Here is an 18823-nt window from a genome sequence, read left to right on the forward strand (position 1 = left end):
ATCTTAATTAACTTAATCTCTTAATGTTCATTTTTTAAAACAATAAATCTTAATAAACTTAATTTCTTAATGTTCATTTTTTTAAAACAATAAATTATTTTTTTAAACATTAAGGCATTAAGATTCATTAAGGTTTTATGTTCATTTTTTTTAAAACAATAAATCTTAATTAACTTAATTTCTTAATGTTTCATTTTTTTTCAATCCGACTCGTTTTTTAATGTTTTGATGTCTTCCACTAATTGCAGCATTTCTAATGAAAGGGTACCGTTGTAAATACCTCGAATCCGTTTGGTTTTGTCCACTAAAATAATATGTTCGGTGTGCAAAAATTCCGTGCTGTCTTTGGTAAAACCCAAATCTTCCTCAGCAAAATAGGATTTTCGGGCTAGTTTGTAAATACCGCCTTTAGTGCCCGTCAAAAAATGCCAATTCGGATTTTGAATCCCGTTTCGTTTTTTATATTCCCTTAAAACCAAAGGAGTATCAATCCAAGGAGTTACAGAAAAAGACAGCAAAACAACATCAGTATCTTTGCCCAAACTATCGTTTACTATTTTCAAATTGGTAGTCATCACAGGACAAATACTGCCACACGACGTAAAAATAAAATTGGCTACCTGAATTTTTCCTTCCACATTTTTTTGCGAAATGCAGGTACTGTCTTGGTTTATAAAAGAAAAATTGGCTATTTGATGCTTGATTTTGGCTTCAATCTCCGAATCGTCTTCTATAAACAAAGGCGTAAAATCGGGTGTGTTGTAATAAGGCAGTTTTACAACTTCTTTTTTATTGCAACTAATTACCAAACAACTACTTAACAACAAAAATACTATCCGATACATTCTTACAGTTTTTAGTACCCAACAATCCATATCTTTTTCCGTTTTTTATTACATAATTGGCCCTAATTTTGCCCGTATCATACCACATTTTTTGGCTTCCCTCCTCTTGTCCCTCCTTGAAATGGCCAACATGACTAAGTTTTCCATCAAACGACCACTCTTTCAATTCGCCTTGATAAGCATCATCTTTGGCTACAAACTCAAATCGTTTGTTGCCATTGTCCCAATAAGCGGTTTGTGTGCCGTTTTTTCGACCTTGATAATAAAATCGCTCCTCCATCAATTGTTGGTTAGGATACCATTTTCTACAACGTCCCCACAATTTTCCGTTGATAAAACCTTCAACAGAAACCGTGTCTTTATTAGGATACAAATCATACAAATAGCCCGAAAATTTTTGTTGGTTTACAAAAGCTACATCGTTTACAAAACGAACCATTTTGGCTGATTTCAATTGAAAAATATGGGGTACTTTTGGCTCTCTCTTTGTACAAGAAAAAGCCAAAAACATTGCCACAAAAAAAACGAGTCTTTTCATTTATTGCGAAACCGTTCCTGGAGTACCATAAAACCCGTTGCCATTCAAATAAGGGGCTTCGGCAGTAAAATGATAGTGATAAATTCCATTTGGATAATCAACCGTGGCGTGGGTATGACCATGATAAACATCTAAAGTACTGTTGGTTACAACCGTACCATTTTCCTCATTGGGGCCATACACAGGAAAACCATCTAAAAGAAAACCCATCAAACCAGATTTGGTCGATTTTACGGTCGTCAAAAACAATGGTTCCACATGATAATGGTACATCCCTTGATTTTGTGGATGCCCATAATATTTGTCAAACGAATTAATTTCGCTGGTCAATGCTTGATTATTGGGCCCCGCATATTGATTAAAAAAAGGTACTCCATTGAGAGCAACTCCTATGGGGCCTAGTGGTGTAGCAGCATGAGTAGTAGCAACAACAGGATTCAACGGTATTTTGATGGTTCCCGTTTGTTGCACAATGCTGTTAGGGTTTTGTGCAAACGTATTGCCGCCAAAAGTAGTACCCGAATAGGCTTCGTACAAGGCATTTGTTGTAGCATAATAGGGGCTTTTGTGATCTGGCAAACAATTGGTTTTGATATATACATAAGTGCCGTCGGTGGTGATGCTTGTTGCTCCGTATATTTTTTGATAAATTGCTGGCACAGTTGCACTTCCTCCCGATGTATCTGTTGTTGTAGCATCGTCTTTACTACAACTTATGGCAAAACTAGCCATTATTATCAAAGCAAAATTTTTTAAATCTTTCATTGTTTTTAATTAAATTAGATGGGCAAACATAATCCAATCGCCCCAAACATTCCAAACACCTCAACCGTTAGCTGTTCAAATATACACCTGAACTGTCATATAAACCATTTGAAGTGTTTGAAAGATTCAAAGATTCAAAGATTGAAAGATTGAAGGATTGAAAGATTGAAAGATTGAAAGATTCAAATATTCAAAGATTGAAAGATTCAAAGATTGAAAGATTCAAAGATTCAAAGATTCAAAGATTGAAGGATTGAGGGATTGAGGGATTGAGGGATTGAGGGATTGAAGGGTTGAGGGATTGAATGGTTAATTAATAATTATCAATTGATTTGTTGTTTTTGGGTAAAGTGCCATGATAACTTTTTATATTTGCAGGAATTATTGCAAACGGACATTTAATATATACCAAAAAATGAAGCCAACTCAAATTGAAATTGCTTTTGAAAACATCCAACAACTGATTAACCATTTTGAAGCGGGTATCAAACATTACCTTTCGCCAAATTATCAAGAAGCAGAAGTACGTAAAGAATTTATAGATAAATTTTATACCTTTCTGGGATGGGATGTCAATCATGACCATCAAAAAAATCCGTTTGAGCAAGAAGTTAAAATTGAAAAAGCACAAAGACAACAAGGGGCTTTGGGACAGAAAAGAGCCGATTATGCTTTTTTTCTTGCTCCAAATTTCAAAAAAGAACAATTTTTTGTAGAAGCAAAAAAGCCCTCTAGAACCCTGAGGCAAAACAAAGACGACTATTTTCAGACTGCAAAATATGGATGGAATGCAGGAACTGGTGTATCTATTTTAACTGATTTTGAAGAAATTGTGATTATAGACTGTCGTTTTCGTCCTGATTTTGATACCATTCTTCAAAACGAAATCAAGTATTATAAATATACCGATTTTAGAGATTTTGAAACTTTTGAATCCTTTTATTGGATATTTTCGCACGAGGCATTACTAGCTGGCAATTTGCCTAAATATATTGACCTACTCCAAAAACCCAAAGGAAAAACAGCACAACTCAAACTTTTTGGCGGAAAATACCAATCCATAGACGAAAGTTTTTTGAATTATATAGATGACAAACGTGCTGATTTGGCCAAAGCTTTTTATCAAAATAGCTTTGATGCAAACGGCAACCCGCTGCCCAATACTCCTTTTGTGGGCTGGGACGCTTCCTATTCTTTGACCGAAGCTACTCAAAGAACCATAGACCGTATTGTTTTTATTCGTTTTTTGGAAGATAAATTAATTGAAACCGAAAACATCATGTACAATATTGCTACTGCTACACATCCGTGGGCAAAATTTGTAGAATATTCCAAATATTTAGACGGAAAATACAACGGTATTGTTTTTAAACCCCTTTTTATTGACGATAAAAATTTTGTTGGTGCCCATGATGATTTGTTTCGTGCCTTGTGTGCCGATTTAGACCATACCAACACCCCTTACGATTTTAACTATATTCCCATTCATATTCTTGGTAGTATTTACGAACGTTTTTTGGGCAAAGTAGTAGTAATAAAACCTACTACCAATGGCAAGTTTGAGGTAGAAATCGAAGTAAAACCCGAAGTTCGTAAAGCCGGTGGGGTGTTTTATACCCCAAAATATATAGTAGATTATATAGTAGAAAATACCATTGGTAAAATTCTAAATAATAATGGCAAACCTATTCCTCCTTCGGGGGTTACGGGGCTTCACTTTGCCGATATTGCCTGCGGATCTGGTAGTTTTTTGATTGGTGTGTTCGAATATTTGCTCGATTATCATAACAAATGGTATAATGACAACCCCGAAATAGCTATAAAAGATGGTTGCAAGTACAACGAAGACAAAGGAGTATATGTGATGTCTATACATCAAAAACAACACATTTTATTAAACAATATTTATGGGGTAGATATCGATTTGCAAGCTACCGAAGTAACCCAACTGTCGTTATTCCTAAAAATGCTCGAAGACGAAACCACCAGCACCGCCAATGATATGATGGTGTTGTTTCACGAAAAAATATTGCCCAACCTTACCCACAATATCAAATGTGGCAACTCGCTTATTGGCACCGATATATTAACCAACAAGCTAGACCTAGACCTAGAGCAAGAACGCAAACTAAACCCCTTCGATTTTAAAATGGCGTTTCCAAAAGTGTTTAAAAAAGGGGGCTTTGACGCTATTGTGGGGAATCCGCCGTACTATAAGATTACAGACAAAATGCAAACCGATTATTTTGCTATAAAATACATACACCAAAACTATCAATACGATTTGTATTTACTTTTTATGGAGCGATATCAAGATTGGTTAAAGCCAAATGGCATTTTAGGAATTATTATTCCAAACACTTGGTTGCAATCTATCACTTTCAAAAACATTAGACAACATTTGGCAACCAATTATTTATGGCAAAAAGTATTACATATTGCCGAACATATTTTTAAAGCTGTTGTAGATACTCATGTTTTGATTTTTGAAAAAAACAATCAAATAGATAACAACCTTGTAACGATTGAAAAATATGAAAAAAATAATTTTTCTGATTATCAAACCATCAACCAAAACAATATTCCTAAAGATGGTGCAATAATCAACCTTTTGGCAAAACCCGAAGAAATTAATTTGTTTAATAAAATTAAAAAGAATTCTAAATCTATAAATGAAATTTGTCAAGTTTATAATGGAGTTAAACCATTTGAAAAGGGAAAAGGAATTCCTGCTCAAACAGAGCTGGTAATGAAAGATAAACCTTATGTAAAGGAAAATCAGTCAAAACCTGAAGGTGAAAATTGGTTACCCTTGTTAAGAGGTAGTTTGATGCATAAATACGAAAACAGATGGAACAATGACAGTTGGGTTTTATATGGTAAAAATTTAGCCGCACCAAGAGATCCAAAAATATTTGAAGCTAAAGAAAAAATCATCATACGTCAAACAAGCGATAGAATAATAGCAACTATTATTGGAAAAGAGATAATAGCTAGAGATAATCTACACATTGTAATTTCTAATAAAATAAGTCATCAATTTATTTTAGGTGTCTTAAATTCAAGATTGACCGATTTTTATTATTATCAAATCAATCCCGAACAAGGCGAAGTTTTGGCACAAGTAAAAAAAATGCACGTGGAGCAACTCCCCATCCCATTGCTAACCAAATCCAATCAAGAAACACATGATGCTATTGTAAACTTAGTGGAGCAATTGCTACAAACCAAACAACAACAACAAACGGCAGTAACCGAGCGAGACAAAATTTATTTGGACGAAAAATGCCAACGCATAGACCAACAAATAAACCATTTGGTATATGACCTGTATGGTTTGAGCCAATCCGAAATAGACCTCATAGAGCAATCCCATGTCAAATAATACCAAATATATTTATAAAATAGTCCAAAGATGCGTAGTTATTTTTCAGAAAAAAATTTCAAAAAAAATCGTTGCATAGCTGGGCTACGGTACTTTTTTTTGACTCATTTTAGCAAAAAAGAACAAGTAGATTGGACTATTTTATATGTATATTTGGTATTATATGTATATTTGGTATAATTACCCCTCTCCTACTATTTGCCCGCCTGATGCAACCCTCTCAAAATCCGAATTTCGGTTTCGAGGGCCTGTATGTGGGCATTTTGTTGCTCTATTGTGGCCCGTAGTTCCTGTTCGGCTTTTGTTTGATACGGTATTTTCAAATACTCGCCCAAGTGTGCCACAAAGTTATACTCCAGCACCTTGCTCAAACGCCACAAAACGCCAAACTGCAACGACTGCTGTTTCAAATAACCTAAAACCGTTGTATGTTTTACCCCCATTTTTCGAGACAGCTCGGCTTTACTAATTTTATTTTGACTTATATAATAATGCACAAAATTGCCATTTGCTGGAAATTCTGTGCTGTTTGTTAGGTTGTGCTTCAAATTTTTCATACGGAATTTTTAATAGTTGATGGTTGATGGTTGATGGTTGTTGGTTGTTGGTTGATGGTTGATGGTTGACTAAATTTTGTTCAAATATACAAAAATAATGGTTTAACCTACATTGATAATGGTTTAACCTACGTAAATAATGGTTTAACCTACGTCAATAACGGTTTAACCTACGTCAATAACGGTTTAACCTACGTCAATAACGGTTTAACCTACGTCAATAATGGTTTAACCTACGTTAATAATGGTTTAACCTACGTAAATAACGGTTTAACCTACGTTAATAATGGTTTAACCTACGTTAATAATGGTTTAACCTACATTTTTGAAGCAAGAAGCAAGAAGTTAGAGGTTAGAAGTTAGAAGTTAGAAGTTAGAAGTTAGAAGTTAGAAGTTAGAAGTTAGAGGTTAGAAGTTACAAGAAGTTAGAAGTTAGAAGTTAGAAGCAAGAAGTTAGAAGCAAGAAGTTAGAAGTTAGAGGTTAGTAGTTAGAGGTTAGAGGTTAGAGGTTAGAGGTTAGAGGTTAGAGGTTAGAGGTTAGAGGTTAGAAGTTAGAGGTTAGAAGTTAGAGGTTAGAGGTTAGAGGTTAGAGGTTAGAAGCATCAAGTAGCAACTCAATTAATACTTAATACTTAATACTTATTACTTAATAATTAATACTTAATAATTAATACTTACAAAAAAAGCCTCTCCTTTAGATGGAGAAGCTTTTGTAATAGCGGTGTTAATTTGAATATTGATGGCAAAAAACGGGGGTTCGGCATACGATTATGCCGCTACCCAACGTACAATTACAAACTAGGCGGTGCTTGTGGAGCGTTCTTGGCAGTTGTACCCTGATTTGCAAAGCGGCTGCCCAATTGTTGAACAATAGTGTCGGCACCAGGCACCCCCGCTTCGGCAGCCGATTGGCATGCTTTATAAAAAAGTCGGGCCCCATTAAAGGCTTCCGATCCTGCAATGAGTTTGGTATCGTCGAGTTTTTCGGCCAACTGGTTTACCATTGTATAAAGCTCGTCGAGCTGCGAAAAAAGGGTTAAATCAGCTTGCAAGTTGGGCAAGGCAATATAAGCAGGCACCAACGTAGGATTGTTGATGGCTGCATTTATGGCATCTTCTGTAAACACTTTGTTGTTTACATCAATAGCGGGCAACGCCACACGCTCCTCGGTAGTTAAACCAATCAGAAAAGGCAAATTGGTATTAATAGTTTGTAAAGCCGCTTTTACAGCAGTAATTTGAGCTGGTGTAGCGGTAATGTTTAAACGATTGTTTTGTAAATTTGGCATGATAAAAAAATTTATAAATTACTAATAAGTGGTGCTATCAATACAATATCGTAATGATGCTGTACAAAAATAGTATATTTTATAAATAATAGAAAAAAAAGACATAAAAAATAAGATAAAAATAACTATTTTAGGAGCAAGTAGTTAGATAAAAGGCAAATGACAATAGGCCTATAAGAAAAAAAGAAAATACCAACATAAAATGTTATATTTGCCAGAAACCAAAAAATAAAACCAATGGAAAAATTATCACTTTATGAAATCTTATCGTTTGTAGTGCCGGGGTATGTACTACTTGAATTATCAAAATGGTTTGGGTCTTTTTTTATAGATGCCAACTTCAATCTTGACGAAAGTCTATCCAATAGTTTACTTCAATTTATTATCGCTTTGTTTCTTGGTATTATCATTCATGTACTCACATTCAAAATCTTTATGAAAATAAAATGGTATAAAGATTTGATTTATAAATCAGTACAAAAAATATCGGTTGAAAATGATTTTATCCAGAAGGCAATTCCTTTTTTGAACGAACATTATATTGCACATCGAAAACATACAGAAAAACCTGTAAACGAAAACGAAGCAGAAAATAATTTGTTTGATTATGCTTATTATTATTTAGAAATAAATGACAAAATAGCAGCAGCAAAAAGTTTTCAAAGTTTGTATTTTTTGTTTAGAAATTTCTTTACCATTACTTTGTTTTTTTTACCCATATCCGTGATTACAATACTGATTCTTTATACACAAAATTATTGTTGTTGCTTACAAAGAACAGCACTCACAGCCTTTATTCTATTAATTATAATAGCATTTATACTGGTATATATAGGAAGATGGTTAAGAGAAAAAACAGTAGAAAAAGTAATTTGGAGCTATTATGTAGCTATAACACACGAAGAGAATAATAATAAAACAAAGTAAGAAAAATTAAAGGAGATGGAAAATTTAAATAAAATATTAGATAAGGAAAACGAAATTTGTATTAGTAAAATATTTAATACTAAAGGTATTGCTGCGCCTATTACTGAAAAAGCTTTAGATAATATAAAAAGTAAACAAAAAAACGATTTGAATAAAGAAGCAAGATTGCATTATTTTTCAATAGGTCATTCTTTTAAGCAGATAGATACAAAAAAAGTATTTGATTATGTTTTGATTGAAGAACTCAAAGATGAAAAACCATTAAAGTTCATAACACTACAAAAAGATTTTTTCACAAAAGAATTTAGCATAAAACTTCAAAAATTAATAAATTCTATCAGAAATATTAATAACCATTATGTTCATAATTTTAATGATATAAATTTAAACAAGATAGATTCTAATGTGTTTCATTTTTTAAAAGAAAGTTTTGAATTAGCAATTATTGAGAAATATTATAAAGTAAATAAAAAATATCCATTAGACAATGAAATTGTTTTATTTTTAAAAGAATTATTTATTAAAGATGAAAATACAGCATTGCTAAATTATTTTACTAATTTATCAAAAGACGAAGCCATTGAATATATTTTAACTTTTACAATTACTGAAAATAAAATTTGGAATATAAATAATGAACACAACATTTTAAATATTGAAAAGGGAAAGTACTTAACCTTTGAAGCAATGCTGTTTCTAATAACAATCTTCCTTTATAAAAATGAAGCGAATCATTTATTACCAAAATTGTATGATTTTAAAAATAACAAATCAAAACAAGAGTTGTTTACATTTTTTTCAAAGAAATTTACAAGTCAAGATATTGATGCCGAAGAAGGTCATTTAATAAAATTTAGAGATATGATTCAGTATTTAAACCATTATCCGACAGCATGGAATAACGATTTAAAATTGGAATCTGAAAATAAAAACAAAATAATGACTACAAAACTAATAGATAGCATTATAGAATTTGAACTAAATAGTAACTATCCAAGTTTTGCAACAGATATTCAATTTAAAAAAGAAGCAAAAGCGTTTTTATTTGCTTCAAACAAAAAAAGGAATCAAACTTCATTTAGTAATAAATCATACAACGAAGAGATTAGACACAATCCGCATATAAAACAATACAGAGATGAAATTGCAAGCGCTCTTACGCCAATTTCTTTTAATGTAAAAGAAGATAAATTTAAGATATTTGTCAAGAAACATGTTTTAGAAGAGTATTTCCCTAATAGCATTGGATATGAAAAGTTTTTAGAATATAACGACTTCACAGAAAAGGAAAAAGAAGATTTTGGTTTAAAATTATATTCAAATCCGAAAACAAATAAATTGATTGAAAGAATCGACAATCATAAACTAGTAAAGTCGCATGGAAGGAATCAAGACAGATTTATGGATTTTTCCATGCGTTTTTTAGCTGAAAACAATTATTTTGGTAAAGATGCTTTTTTCAAATGCTACAAATTTTATGATACTCAAGAACAAGATGAATTTTTGCAAAGCAATGAAAACAATGATGATGTAAAATTTCATAAAGGAAAAGTTACTACTTATATTAAATATGAAGAGCATTTAAAAAATTACTCCTATTGGGATTGTCCATTTGTAGAAGAAAACAATTCTATGAGTGTAAAAATAAGTATTGGTAGTGAAGAAAAGATTTTAAAAATTCAACGAAACTTAATGATTTATTTTCTTGAAAATGCCTTATACAATGAAAATGTAGAAAATCAAGGTTATAAATTGGTAAATAATTATTACCGTGAATTAAAAAAAGATGTTGAAGAAAGTATAGCCTCTTTAGATTTGATAAAATCCAATCCAGATTTTAAAAGTAAATACAAAAAAATTCTTCCCAAAAGACTTTTACATAATTATGCTCCTGCAAAACAAGATAAAGCTCCAGAAAATGCTTTTGAAACATTATTAAAAAAAGCAGATTTTAGAGAAGAACAATATAAAAAACTCTTAAAAAAGGCAGAACATGAAAAAAACAAAGAAGACTTTGTAAAACGAAATAAAGGCAAACAATTTAAGTTGCATTTTATACGAAAAGCTTGTCAAATGATGTATTTTAAAGAAAAATACAATACTCTGAAAGAAGGTAATGCTGCATTTGAAAAAAAAGACCCAGTTATTGAAAAAAGAAAAAACAAAGAACATGAATTTGGACATCATAAAAATTTAAACATTACACGAGAGGAGTTTAATGATTATTGCAAATGGATGTTTGCCTTCAATGGCAACGATTCCTATAAAAAATATTTAAGGGATTTATTTTCTGAAAAACATTTTTTTGATAACCAAGAGTATAAAAACCTATTTGAAAGTTCTGTTAATTTAGAGGCTTTTTATGCTAAAACAAAAGAACTATTTAAAAAATGGATTGAAACAAATAAGCCAACAAATAATGAAAACAGATATACACTTGAAAACTATAAAAATTTAATATTACAGAAACAAGTTTTCATCAATGTATATCACTTTTCAAAATATTTAATTGATAAAAATTTATTAAATTCAGAAAACAATGTGATTCAATATAAATCATTAGAAAATGTAGAATACTTAATCTCGGATTTTTATTTTCAAAGTAAATTATCAATAGACCAATATAAAACCTGTGGTAAATTATTTAACAAGTTAAAATCAAATAAATTAGAAGATTGTTTGCTCTATGAAATTGCATACAATTATATTGACAAAAAAAACGTTCATAAAATTGATATTCAAAAAATACTAACATCAAAAATAATTCTTACTATAAATGATGCTAATACTCCTTATAAAATATCGGTTCCCTTTAATAAATTAGAGCGATATACAGAAATGATTGCAATAAAAAATCAAAACAACCTAAAAGCTCGATTTTTAATAGATTTGCCTTTATACCTTTCAAAAAATAAAATAAAAAAAGGAAAAGATAGTGCTGGATATGAAATAATAATTAAGAATGATTTAGAAATTGAAGACATTAATACAATAAATAATAAAATTATAAATGATAGTGTAAAGTTTACAGAGGTATTGATGGAACTAGAAAAATATTTTATATTAAAGGATAAATGTATTTTATCAAAAAATTATATTGATAATAGTGAGATACCATCATTAAAACAATTTTCAAAAGTTTGGATAAAAGAAAATGAAAATGAAATAATTAACTACAGGAATATAGCTTGTCATTTTCATTTACCTTTATTAGAAACTTTTGATAATCTTTTATTAAATGTGGAGCAAAAATTTATCAAAGAAGAATTGCAAAACGTTTCTACTATAAACGACTTATCAAAACCTCAGGAGTATTTAATTTTATTATTCATTAAGTTTAAACATAATAATTTTTACTTGAATTTATTTAATAAAAATGAAAGTAAAACAATAAAAAACGATAAAGAAGTAAAAAAAAATAGGGTTTTGCAAAAATTTATAAACCAAGTTATTTTAAAAAAAAAATAAACTAACCACATCCAGCTCTTTGAAATCTTGAAATCTTGAAAACTACAATTAAAAAAATGACTATATTAGCACCCAACAAGAAAATATTTGCCCATTTTATTTAATAAAAATGAGCTTTACCACTTTGAAATACAAGGCATTACAACGTTACTGTTGTAACTGCCCTTATTTTGAAGGGTAAACACAACCCACGTAATTGATAACAAGCCATTTTATTGTTGTAACTGCCCTTATTTTGAAGGGTAAACACAACAGAAGGAACTCAATACAAAAAAATACATAAGTTGTAACTGCCCTTATTTTGAAGGGTAAACACAACTAATTTCATACGCAAAATAACCGCCTTCATGTTGTAACTGCCCTTATTTTGAAGGGTAAACACAACAGTTTTGGTAGATAATATCTTTCTGTTTTTGTTGTAACTGCCCTTATTTTGAAGGGTAAACACAACGGTGAGGAAGGAACGATTTCATTCATAATTGTTGTAACTGCCCTTATTTTGAAGGGTAAACACAACCAATAGTTGATCCTCGTCATCAGCCTTGTAGTTGTAACTGCCCTTATTTTGAAGGGTAAACACAACTCTGCACCTACAACTTTTACTAGTTGCCTGTTGTAACTGCCCTTATTTTGAAGGGTAAAAACAACTACCTAGTGCATCGGTGTCAGTATTTTCAGTTGTAACTGCCCTTATTTTGAAGGGTAAACACAACCTCTAGCTCTTCCTTCAGACAAGACCTGAGTTGTAACTGCCCTTATTTTGAAGGGTAAACACAACCTCTAGCTCTTCCTTCAGACAAGACCTGAGTTGTAACTGCCCTTATTTTGAAGGGTAAACACAACTTTGTCCAGTGCTACCATAGTGGAATGTCGTTGTAACTGCCCTTATTTTGAAGGGTAAACACAACAAAAAGCCCCCCAACCCCCGAAGGGGGAGCTACCAACTTTGCGTGTAAAATGGTCTTTGAAATTTTGTATTTAGAAATAATTATCTTTTTACATTTCAATGTTCCCCCTTTGGGGGTTAGGGGGCTAATGCCCTTATTTTGAAGGGTAAACACAACCTATTCTTGTGTTGTTACAAATTGAGCTGGTTGTAACTGCCCTTATTTTGAAGGGTAAACACAACAAAGAAGCCCCCCAACCCCCGAAGGGGGAGCTACCAACTTTGCGTGTAAAATGGTCTTTGAAATTTTGTATTTAGAAATAATTATCTTTTTACATTTCAATGTTCCCCCTTTGGGGGTTAGGGGGCTAATGCCCTTATTTTGAAGGGTAAACACAACAATCAACCCATATATATTGGGTGTTTTAACGTTGTAACTGCCCTTATTTTGAAGGGTAAACACAACACCAATCATTTTTACTTGCCAAACAACTCCGTTGTAACTGCCCTTATTTTGAAGGGTAAACACAACCCAAGCCAGCAATTTGTAAATAAAATACTGTTGTAACTGCCCTTATTTTGAAGGGTAAAAACAACTTACAAACGTCGATCATGTAAGATTTCTGAGTTGTAACTGCCTTTATTTTGAAAGGTAAACACAACTGTACGGAAAAGACCAATACCCTGTGCACCGTTGTAACTGCCCTTATTTTGAAGGTTAAACACAACAGGTTCTGCCAAAGTAAGAGCAGCTATAATGTTGTAACTGCCCTTATTTTGAAGGGTAAACACAACGTTGTAAAATACCATTTACTGTAGCAAATGTTGTAACTGTCCTTATTTTGAAGGGTAAACACAACTAGTGCCATCACAATCAACCCCAAAGCTAGGTTGTAACTGCCCTTATTTTGAAGGGTAAACACAACTAGTGCCATCACAATCAACCCCAAAGCTAGGTTGTAACTGCCCTTATTTTGAAGGGTAAAAACAACAAAGAAGCCCCCCAACCCCCGAAGGGGGAGCTACCAACATTGCGTATAAAATGTTCTTTGAAAATTTTTTATTTTGAAAAAAATGTCTTTTACCTTTCATTGTTCCCCCTTTGGGGGTTAGGGGGCTAATGCCCTTATTTTGAAGGGTAAAAACAACTCTGCGTCTATAAACATTATTTGTGCTACTGTTGTAACTGCCCTTATTTTGAAGGGTAAACACAACTTTTCTTCTCGTATTAATTGAATTTCTTCAGTTGTAACTGCCCTTATTTTGAAGGGTAAACACAACTTTGGAACGTGAATATTACGTTTAAATGTGGTTGTAACTGCCCTTATTTTGAAGGGTAAAAACAACCCATTATTATTGATATATACAATGATACTGTTGTAACTGCCCTTATTTTGAAGGGTAAACACAACCGTTCCCCAAATAGGGTCAACTACTTTTTTGTTGTAACTGCCCTTATTTTGAAGGGTAAACACAACAAAAAGCCCCCCAACCCCCGAAGGGGGAGCTACCAACTTTGCGTGTAAAATGTTCTTTGAAATTTTGTATTTAGAAATAATTATCTTTTTACATTTCAATGTTCCCCCTTTGGGGGTTAGGGGGCTAATGCCCTTATTTTGAAGGGTAAACACAACAAAAAGCCCCCAAAGAAGGAACTGCTATTATTGCGATTCAAATTTGTAATTTTTTTGCAACACCCAAATAAAAAAGCCTCTCCACTTATTGGAGAGGCTTTTTTTATGTCTGGTTCACATCTACGTTTTGGAGGTTAGGGTGCACTTTCAATATTTTGAACAGCAGTTGTTGCTATTTCTAAAAGGTCTTGTATTGCGGTGCTACTTTGTAGTGGTCGTATTTCAAATTTTATAATTTGGTCATTTCTATATACGCTTTTAATTTTACCTATAAAAAATGATCCGTTTTTCAAAAATACTAGTCAGTTTGGGGCTGTGGATTGAAAAAAAAAATCTAGTTTATCAAAAATAGTTCTCATGCCTTAATGGTGTTTTCGGTTCAAAATGACGTTGCCAACTGGCTGATATACCAAAGGAATATACTCGAGTGCCGCATCACTTTTGTCGAGTCCAAAGGCTTTCTCATATACATTGATATTGATACGCACTGCTTTATCTTAGGTAAATTCCGATATTTTATACAAAAAAATATCAAATGCACGATTCCAATAAAATCAATCTTATATTGATAAAATATTGGTTTTGAATAAAAATGTCGAAGGTGTTTGATGTTATTCAAAATGCAATTTGTTCAAATTTATTCTTCAAAAACCACAGCCCGGTGGGGTTTAAGGGCATCCCTAACAGCTAGCATATCCGATTGATACACCACCATAAATGCCGTGGCATATAACGATGAATGGGTTTCAAAACCAGTTATTTGAAGTGGCAACTCGTTTATTTTGATGTATTCGTTTAAATGCACTACATGATGTTGGGCAATAGGTGTGGCTGTTTGTCCTCTAAAATCCCAAATCAATTTTATTTTTGCTGTCATTAGTTTAGTTGTTTTTGTTTTTTTTTGACAATGCAAAGATACAATGTTTGGATTTATAAAACTAGTAACTAATATTTATCAAATTAGCAAAGATGATTGCTACAAATTTAAAGTATAACTAAATATAACTGTTATTTTATACAAAATATAATTATAAAAAATATTTGGTATAACCTCTATTTTGAAATAGTAGTAAAAATGACAAGCCATTTGAGATACTGTTTTTAAACAAAAAAAGTTGAAAACAAGGGGTGTTTTCAACTTTTTTATAGCTTATCAAAAAAATATTTTTTAAAACTGCTCTCTGCCCGAAAAATGGAAAGCGCTTTCAATAGCCGCATTTTCGTCGCTATCTGATCCATGAACGGCATTTTCGCCCATAGAAGTTGCATAAGCCTTACGAATTGTTCCTTCGGCAGCTTCGGCAGGATTTGTAGCACCAATTAGGGTTCTAAAATCGGCTACTGCGTTGTCTTTTTCAAGAATGGCGGCCACTATGGGACCTCTAGACATAAAAGCAACTAATTCGCCATAAAATGGTCGTGCTGCATGTACGGCATAAAAAGCCTCTGCATCTGCAACTGTTAGTTGAGTTAGTTTCAAGGATACAATTTTAAACCCAGCTTGGGTAATCATTGCCAAAATATTTCCGATATGTCCATTTGCTACTGCATCTGGTTTTATCATTGTAAATGTTCTATTGGTTGCCATTTTTTTATTAATTTTTAATTTATAACTGCAAAAATAACACTTTTTTTGAATAATTCTTAATTACTTTCAAAAAACATAACTTACATCCAATACTTAGGTTGATAGCATAAATTTTTAATGAAAATATTTTTAACAAAAACGATACAATATCATTAAGCAGCTAACTATTTTTTACAAAAACATCATTTTACAAAACTAAAATTTCAACTAAAATTTAGTACAATAATTACTATTTTAATGTGGATAAATACAAAAAAGACTACAATTTATTTTTTTTACAAATCCAATACAATTTGATTTTTCAACAAATCTTCAAAAGTTTCTCTTTCACGTATCAAATGGGCTTGTCCGTCTTTCCAAAGCACTTCGGCTGGTTTGTACCTAGAGTTATAATTGGACGACATACTAAAGCAATAGGCTCCTGCATTTCTAAAACATAAAATATCGCCTTCTTTGATTTCAGATATCCGTCTATTATTACCAAAAGTATCCGTTTCGCATATATAACCTACAACGGTATAAAAACGTTCCTTGCCTTTTGGGTTTGAAATATTTTCGATATGGTGTTGCGATCCATAAAACATGGGTCTAATCAAATGATTAAAACCACTATCGATACTGGCAAATACGGTAGATGTGGTTTGTTTGACAACATTTACTTTGGCCAAGAAAAATCCAGCTTCGCTAACTAAAAATTTGCCAGGCTCAAAAGCCAAAGTCAATTCTTTGCCATACTCTTTTTCAAAGGCCAAAAATCTTTTGCTCAATTTTTTGCCCAACTCTGCAATGTCGGTTTCAATGTCCGATTTGTTGTAAGGCACTTTAAACCCGCTTCCAAAATCAAGAAAATCGAGGTTTTTAAAATTTTTGGCGGTATCAAATAAAATTTCTGCAGCATATAAAAACACTTCGATGTCTAAAATATCAGAACCCGTGTGCATGTGAATGCCGTTGATGTGCATTTTGGTATTTTCTACAATTCTCAAAATATGTGGCATTTGATGGATCGAAATACCAAATTTACTATCGATATGGCCCACAGAAATATTGGCATTGCCCCCTGCCATTACGTGAGGATTAATGCGGATACAAACAGGAATATTAGGATATTTTGTACCAAAGTGTTCCAAAACAGATAAATTATCGATATTTATTTGTACACCCAAGTGTGCGGCCTCTTCTAGCTCTTCAAACGAAACACCATTTGGGGTATAAATGATTTGATGGGGTTCAAAACCTGCATGTAAACCTAGTTTTACCTCTTGGATAGACACCGTATCCAGGCAAGAACCCAGGCTTTTTAATAATTTTAATACCGAAACATTGGAAAGTGCTTTTGCGGCATAGTTTATCCGAAGTCGCTCTACTTTTGCAAAAGCATTTTTCAAACGATTGAATTGGAATTCTATTTTTTCGGCATCATAAACGTATAATGGACTTCCGAAAGTGTCTGCTATATGTACTAAATCTTTTGGTTGCATGATTGTATTTTTTGATGCAAATTTAAAATACAAATCCATACTTTCAAAGAAAAAAGCGAATAATTAACAAATTATAACAAAATGTTTGAAATATAACATTCGGTATTAATTTTTATTAATAAAAAATGATTTATATCTTTGTAACACTCATTTTTTTTAATTGAAATAACATAAATTACGTCTATGAAAAAAAACACAATATTTCTTATTAATTTATTAGTTTTATTAGTCTGGAGTTGCCAAAACCCGACCAACAACTTACAATACAATGCTACATTGTTTGAACAAGTTGTGTATCCAAACCAGGTATTTGAACCCATTACAATAAAAAAAGTTGGTCTTGTAGATACCTTGAATTTTGATTCTTGCACTCCCGTTTTGAATTTAAAAAACAATAAGAATATAAAAAAATACTTCTTTAAAAACAGGTTTTTTACTCACCAATATTATTACGGAAGCCTAGCCATTTCGAATAAAAACTTGCATTTTGTAGCTTTTGAACAATCTGAAAACGACATGGTTTTTAGTAAAACAGTTTATGCTTTGCTGCCAAATTCGAGTGCAAAAAACAATGTAGCAGTAAAAGTTTTTGAAACTGAATTGGATAATCCACAAAGATGTATTTCTTATATATATAAAGAATATATTATATTAATAAAAAATTATAATTCTTATGCTGATATTATAAATAAAGGTGCTACAAATAAATCTATAATAAATTATGCAGTGGTAAAAATTACAGATGATGGGCGTTTGCAACTTTTAGGGTCTAATCAAAGCCAAAAGGTATATCAATTATTTTTCAAATAAAAGTTTCGTTTGATAAACAATAACGGAATTTTAATTATATTTGTCTGATTTTTGTTACTAACAAATGGAATGTGACACTTTACATTTTCGTTACAAAAAAATTGTCAATGTTTTAAAATTTGACAAAACAAGTGCTAAATCATTTTTGCTTATCAATTAACGAGTGTATGTATTTTTTTGTGAAAAAAATAAAAAGATTTTGAATTTCCATTTTTAAATAAAAATTATTAACAATATTATTTGTAGAGCATTTTCTGGAGCAGTAACTTTTGGTATTGGGTGTGGTGCCGAGAATTTGTTTACCAATTTTTGGTCACGTGCCACGTTTCAAGCCTTGGCACATGGCACGTTACAGGGGAGTATGACTGCCGTAAACGGAGGTAGTTTTTGGAATGGCTTTGCCGCTGGAGCTTTGAGCAGTATAGCAAGTAGTTTATACAACGGAGGCACAAGCGTAGATGCAAATGGTGTTGCGATAAAAGACACAGGATTGAATAGCCTTGGCGACAATTTTGGCGACATTGGCACAATAGCCTTTGGCACCCTTAGCGGCGGTGCAGGTGCCGCCCTTACAGGAGGTAACTTTTATCTCATCGATAATTGTTTTCAGCGGTATTCGATGAATCTTCGATTTACCAAGTTACATTAAT

16 protein-coding genes are annotated in these 18823 nt (G+C 32.1%); 5 read left to right on the plus strand and 11 right to left on the minus strand.

Annotation, left to right across the window (positions count from 1 at the left end; genetic code table 11):
- Positions 1 to 200: 200 nt before the first annotated feature.
- Genes FBFL15_RS10985 through FBFL15_RS10995 form a run of 3 tightly spaced genes read right to left on the minus strand, consistent with a single transcriptional unit; the run spans position 201 to position 2148 of the window.
- The gene (locus tag FBFL15_RS10985) at positions 201 to 845 is read right to left on the minus strand and encodes an SCO family protein (protein WP_044032270.1); all 645 of its coding nucleotides are present in this window, start codon (positions 843 to 845) and stop codon (positions 201 to 203) included.
- On the minus strand, positions 814 to 1383 hold the full coding sequence (locus tag FBFL15_RS10990; RefSeq protein ID WP_014084660.1) for a toxin-antitoxin system YwqK family antitoxin: 570 nt from the start codon (positions 1381 to 1383) through the stop codon (positions 814 to 816). Before FBFL15_RS10990 ends, FBFL15_RS10985 begins: the two co-directional genes overlap by 32 nt.
- Positions 1384 to 2148: a YHYH protein gene (locus tag FBFL15_RS10995; RefSeq protein WP_014084661.1), complete on the minus strand. Its 765-nt coding sequence runs from the start codon at positions 2146 to 2148 to the stop codon at positions 1384 to 1386. It abuts the gene before it with no gap.
- 415 nt (positions 2149 to 2563) lie between these two features.
- Between FBFL15_RS10995 and FBFL15_RS11000 the strand changes: the two genes are divergently transcribed.
- Positions 2564 to 5533 (plus strand): Eco57I restriction-modification methylase domain-containing protein, encoded by a 2970-nt coding sequence (locus FBFL15_RS11000; protein ID WP_014084662.1) that lies wholly within the window; start codon positions 2564 to 2566, stop codon positions 5531 to 5533.
- A gap of 194 nt (positions 5534 to 5727) precedes the next feature.
- Here the strand turns inward: FBFL15_RS11000 and FBFL15_RS11005 are convergent, their stop codons facing one another.
- Both FBFL15_RS11005 and FBFL15_RS11010 read right to left on the minus strand, forming a co-directional pair.
- Positions 5728 to 6090 carry a hypothetical protein gene (locus tag FBFL15_RS11005; protein WP_014084663.1) on the minus strand — a complete coding sequence of 121 codons (363 nt, stop codon included), beginning with the start codon at positions 6088 to 6090 and terminating at the stop codon, positions 5728 to 5730.
- Positions 6091 to 6881: 791 nt separating this feature from the next.
- Positions 6882 to 7379, minus strand: a complete 498-nt coding sequence (locus tag FBFL15_RS11010) for a hypothetical protein (protein ID WP_014084664.1) — start codon at positions 7377 to 7379, stop codon at positions 6882 to 6884.
- Between the two features lie 237 nt (positions 7380 to 7616).
- Here FBFL15_RS11010 and csx27 point away from each other — a divergent pair, with 237 nt between their 5' ends.
- Entirely contained in the window at positions 7617 to 8306 is a 690-nt protein-coding gene (gene csx27, locus FBFL15_RS11015) for a type VI-B CRISPR accessory protein Csx27 (RefSeq protein ID WP_014084665.1), read from the plus strand.
- 15 nt (positions 8307 to 8321) lie between these two features.
- Positions 8322 to 11774, plus strand: a complete 3453-nt coding sequence (locus FBFL15_RS11020; RefSeq protein ID WP_014084666.1) for a hypothetical protein — start codon at positions 8322 to 8324, stop codon at positions 11772 to 11774.
- A gap of 1106 nt (positions 11775 to 12880) precedes the next feature.
- Here the strand turns inward: FBFL15_RS11020 and FBFL15_RS17215 are convergent.
- The 6 genes from FBFL15_RS17215 to lysA form a co-directional block, all read right to left on the minus strand.
- Positions 12881 to 13189, minus strand: coding sequence for a hypothetical protein (locus FBFL15_RS17215; RefSeq protein WP_420834434.1), 309 nt, complete (start codon positions 13187 to 13189; stop codon positions 12881 to 12883).
- 580 nt (positions 13190 to 13769) lie between these two features.
- The gene (locus tag FBFL15_RS17220; RefSeq protein WP_415711131.1) at positions 13770 to 14237 is read right to left on the minus strand and encodes a hypothetical protein; all 468 of its coding nucleotides are present in this window, start codon (positions 14235 to 14237) and stop codon (positions 13770 to 13772) included.
- 419 nt (positions 14238 to 14656) lie between these two features.
- Entirely contained in the window at positions 14657 to 14782 is a 126-nt protein-coding gene (locus FBFL15_RS16995; protein ID WP_262493558.1) for a hypothetical protein, read from the minus strand.
- Positions 14783 to 14931: 149 nt separating this feature from the next.
- Entirely contained in the window at positions 14932 to 15171 is a 240-nt protein-coding gene (locus tag FBFL15_RS11025) for a hypothetical protein (RefSeq protein ID WP_014084667.1), read from the minus strand.
- Positions 15172 to 15462: 291 nt separating this feature from the next.
- Complete coding sequence (locus FBFL15_RS11030; protein ID WP_014084668.1) at positions 15463 to 15882, minus strand: nucleoside-diphosphate kinase; 420 nt, start codon at positions 15880 to 15882, stop codon at positions 15463 to 15465.
- Between the two features lie 275 nt (positions 15883 to 16157).
- Complete coding sequence (lysA, locus tag FBFL15_RS11035) at positions 16158 to 17363, minus strand: diaminopimelate decarboxylase (protein ID WP_014084669.1); 1206 nt, start codon at positions 17361 to 17363, stop codon at positions 16158 to 16160.
- Positions 17364 to 17546: 183 nt separating this feature from the next.
- On the opposite strand from lysA, the gene FBFL15_RS11040 reads away from it, so the two are divergent.
- Positions 17547 to 18173, plus strand: coding sequence for a hypothetical protein (locus FBFL15_RS11040; protein WP_014084670.1), 627 nt, complete (start codon positions 17547 to 17549; stop codon positions 18171 to 18173).
- A gap of 295 nt (positions 18174 to 18468) precedes the next feature.
- Positions 18469 to 18822, plus strand: a complete 354-nt coding sequence (locus FBFL15_RS11045; RefSeq protein ID WP_014084671.1) for a hypothetical protein — start codon at positions 18469 to 18471, stop codon at positions 18820 to 18822.
- Position 18823 lies beyond the last annotated feature (1 nt).

The organism is Flavobacterium branchiophilum FL-15, assembly GCF_000253275.1.
In the GTDB taxonomy this organism is placed as follows: Bacteria; Bacteroidota; Bacteroidia; order Flavobacteriales; family Flavobacteriaceae; genus Flavobacterium; species Flavobacterium branchiophilum.

Bases quoted from the DNA above. Each gene is read 5' to 3' on its own strand.
- FBFL15_RS11025 (WP_014084667.1), bottom strand. From the start codon at position 15,171: ATGACAGCAAAAATAAAATTGATTTGGGATTTTAGAGGACAAACAGCC.
- FBFL15_RS11040 (WP_014084670.1), top strand. From the start codon at position 17,547: ATGAAAAAAAACACAATATTTCTTATTAATTTATTAGTTTTATTAGTC.
- FBFL15_RS10985 (WP_044032270.1), bottom strand. From the start codon at position 845: ATGTATCGGATAGTATTTTTGTTGTTAAGTAGTTGTTTGGTAATTAGT.
- FBFL15_RS11005 (WP_014084663.1), bottom strand. From the start codon at position 6,090: ATGAAAAATTTGAAGCACAACCTAACAAACAGCACAGAATTTCCAGCA.
- csx27 (WP_014084665.1), top strand. From the start codon at position 7,617: ATGGAAAAATTATCACTTTATGAAATCTTATCGTTTGTAGTGCCGGGG.
- FBFL15_RS11030 (WP_014084668.1), bottom strand. From the start codon at position 15,882: ATGGCAACCAATAGAACATTTACAATGATAAAACCAGATGCAGTAGCA.
- lysA (WP_014084669.1), bottom strand. From the start codon at position 17,363: ATGCAACCAAAAGATTTAGTACATATAGCAGACACTTTCGGAAGTCCA.
- FBFL15_RS11010 (WP_014084664.1), bottom strand. From the start codon at position 7,379: ATGCCAAATTTACAAAACAATCGTTTAAACATTACCGCTACACCAGCT.
- FBFL15_RS11020 (WP_014084666.1), top strand. From the start codon at position 8,322: ATGGAAAATTTAAATAAAATATTAGATAAGGAAAACGAAATTTGTATT.
- FBFL15_RS10995 (WP_014084661.1), bottom strand. From the start codon at position 2,148: ATGAAAGATTTAAAAAATTTTGCTTTGATAATAATGGCTAGTTTTGCC.
- FBFL15_RS11000 (WP_014084662.1), top strand. From the start codon at position 2,564: ATGAAGCCAACTCAAATTGAAATTGCTTTTGAAAACATCCAACAACTG.
- FBFL15_RS10990 (WP_014084660.1), bottom strand. From the start codon at position 1,383: ATGAAAAGACTCGTTTTTTTTGTGGCAATGTTTTTGGCTTTTTCTTGT.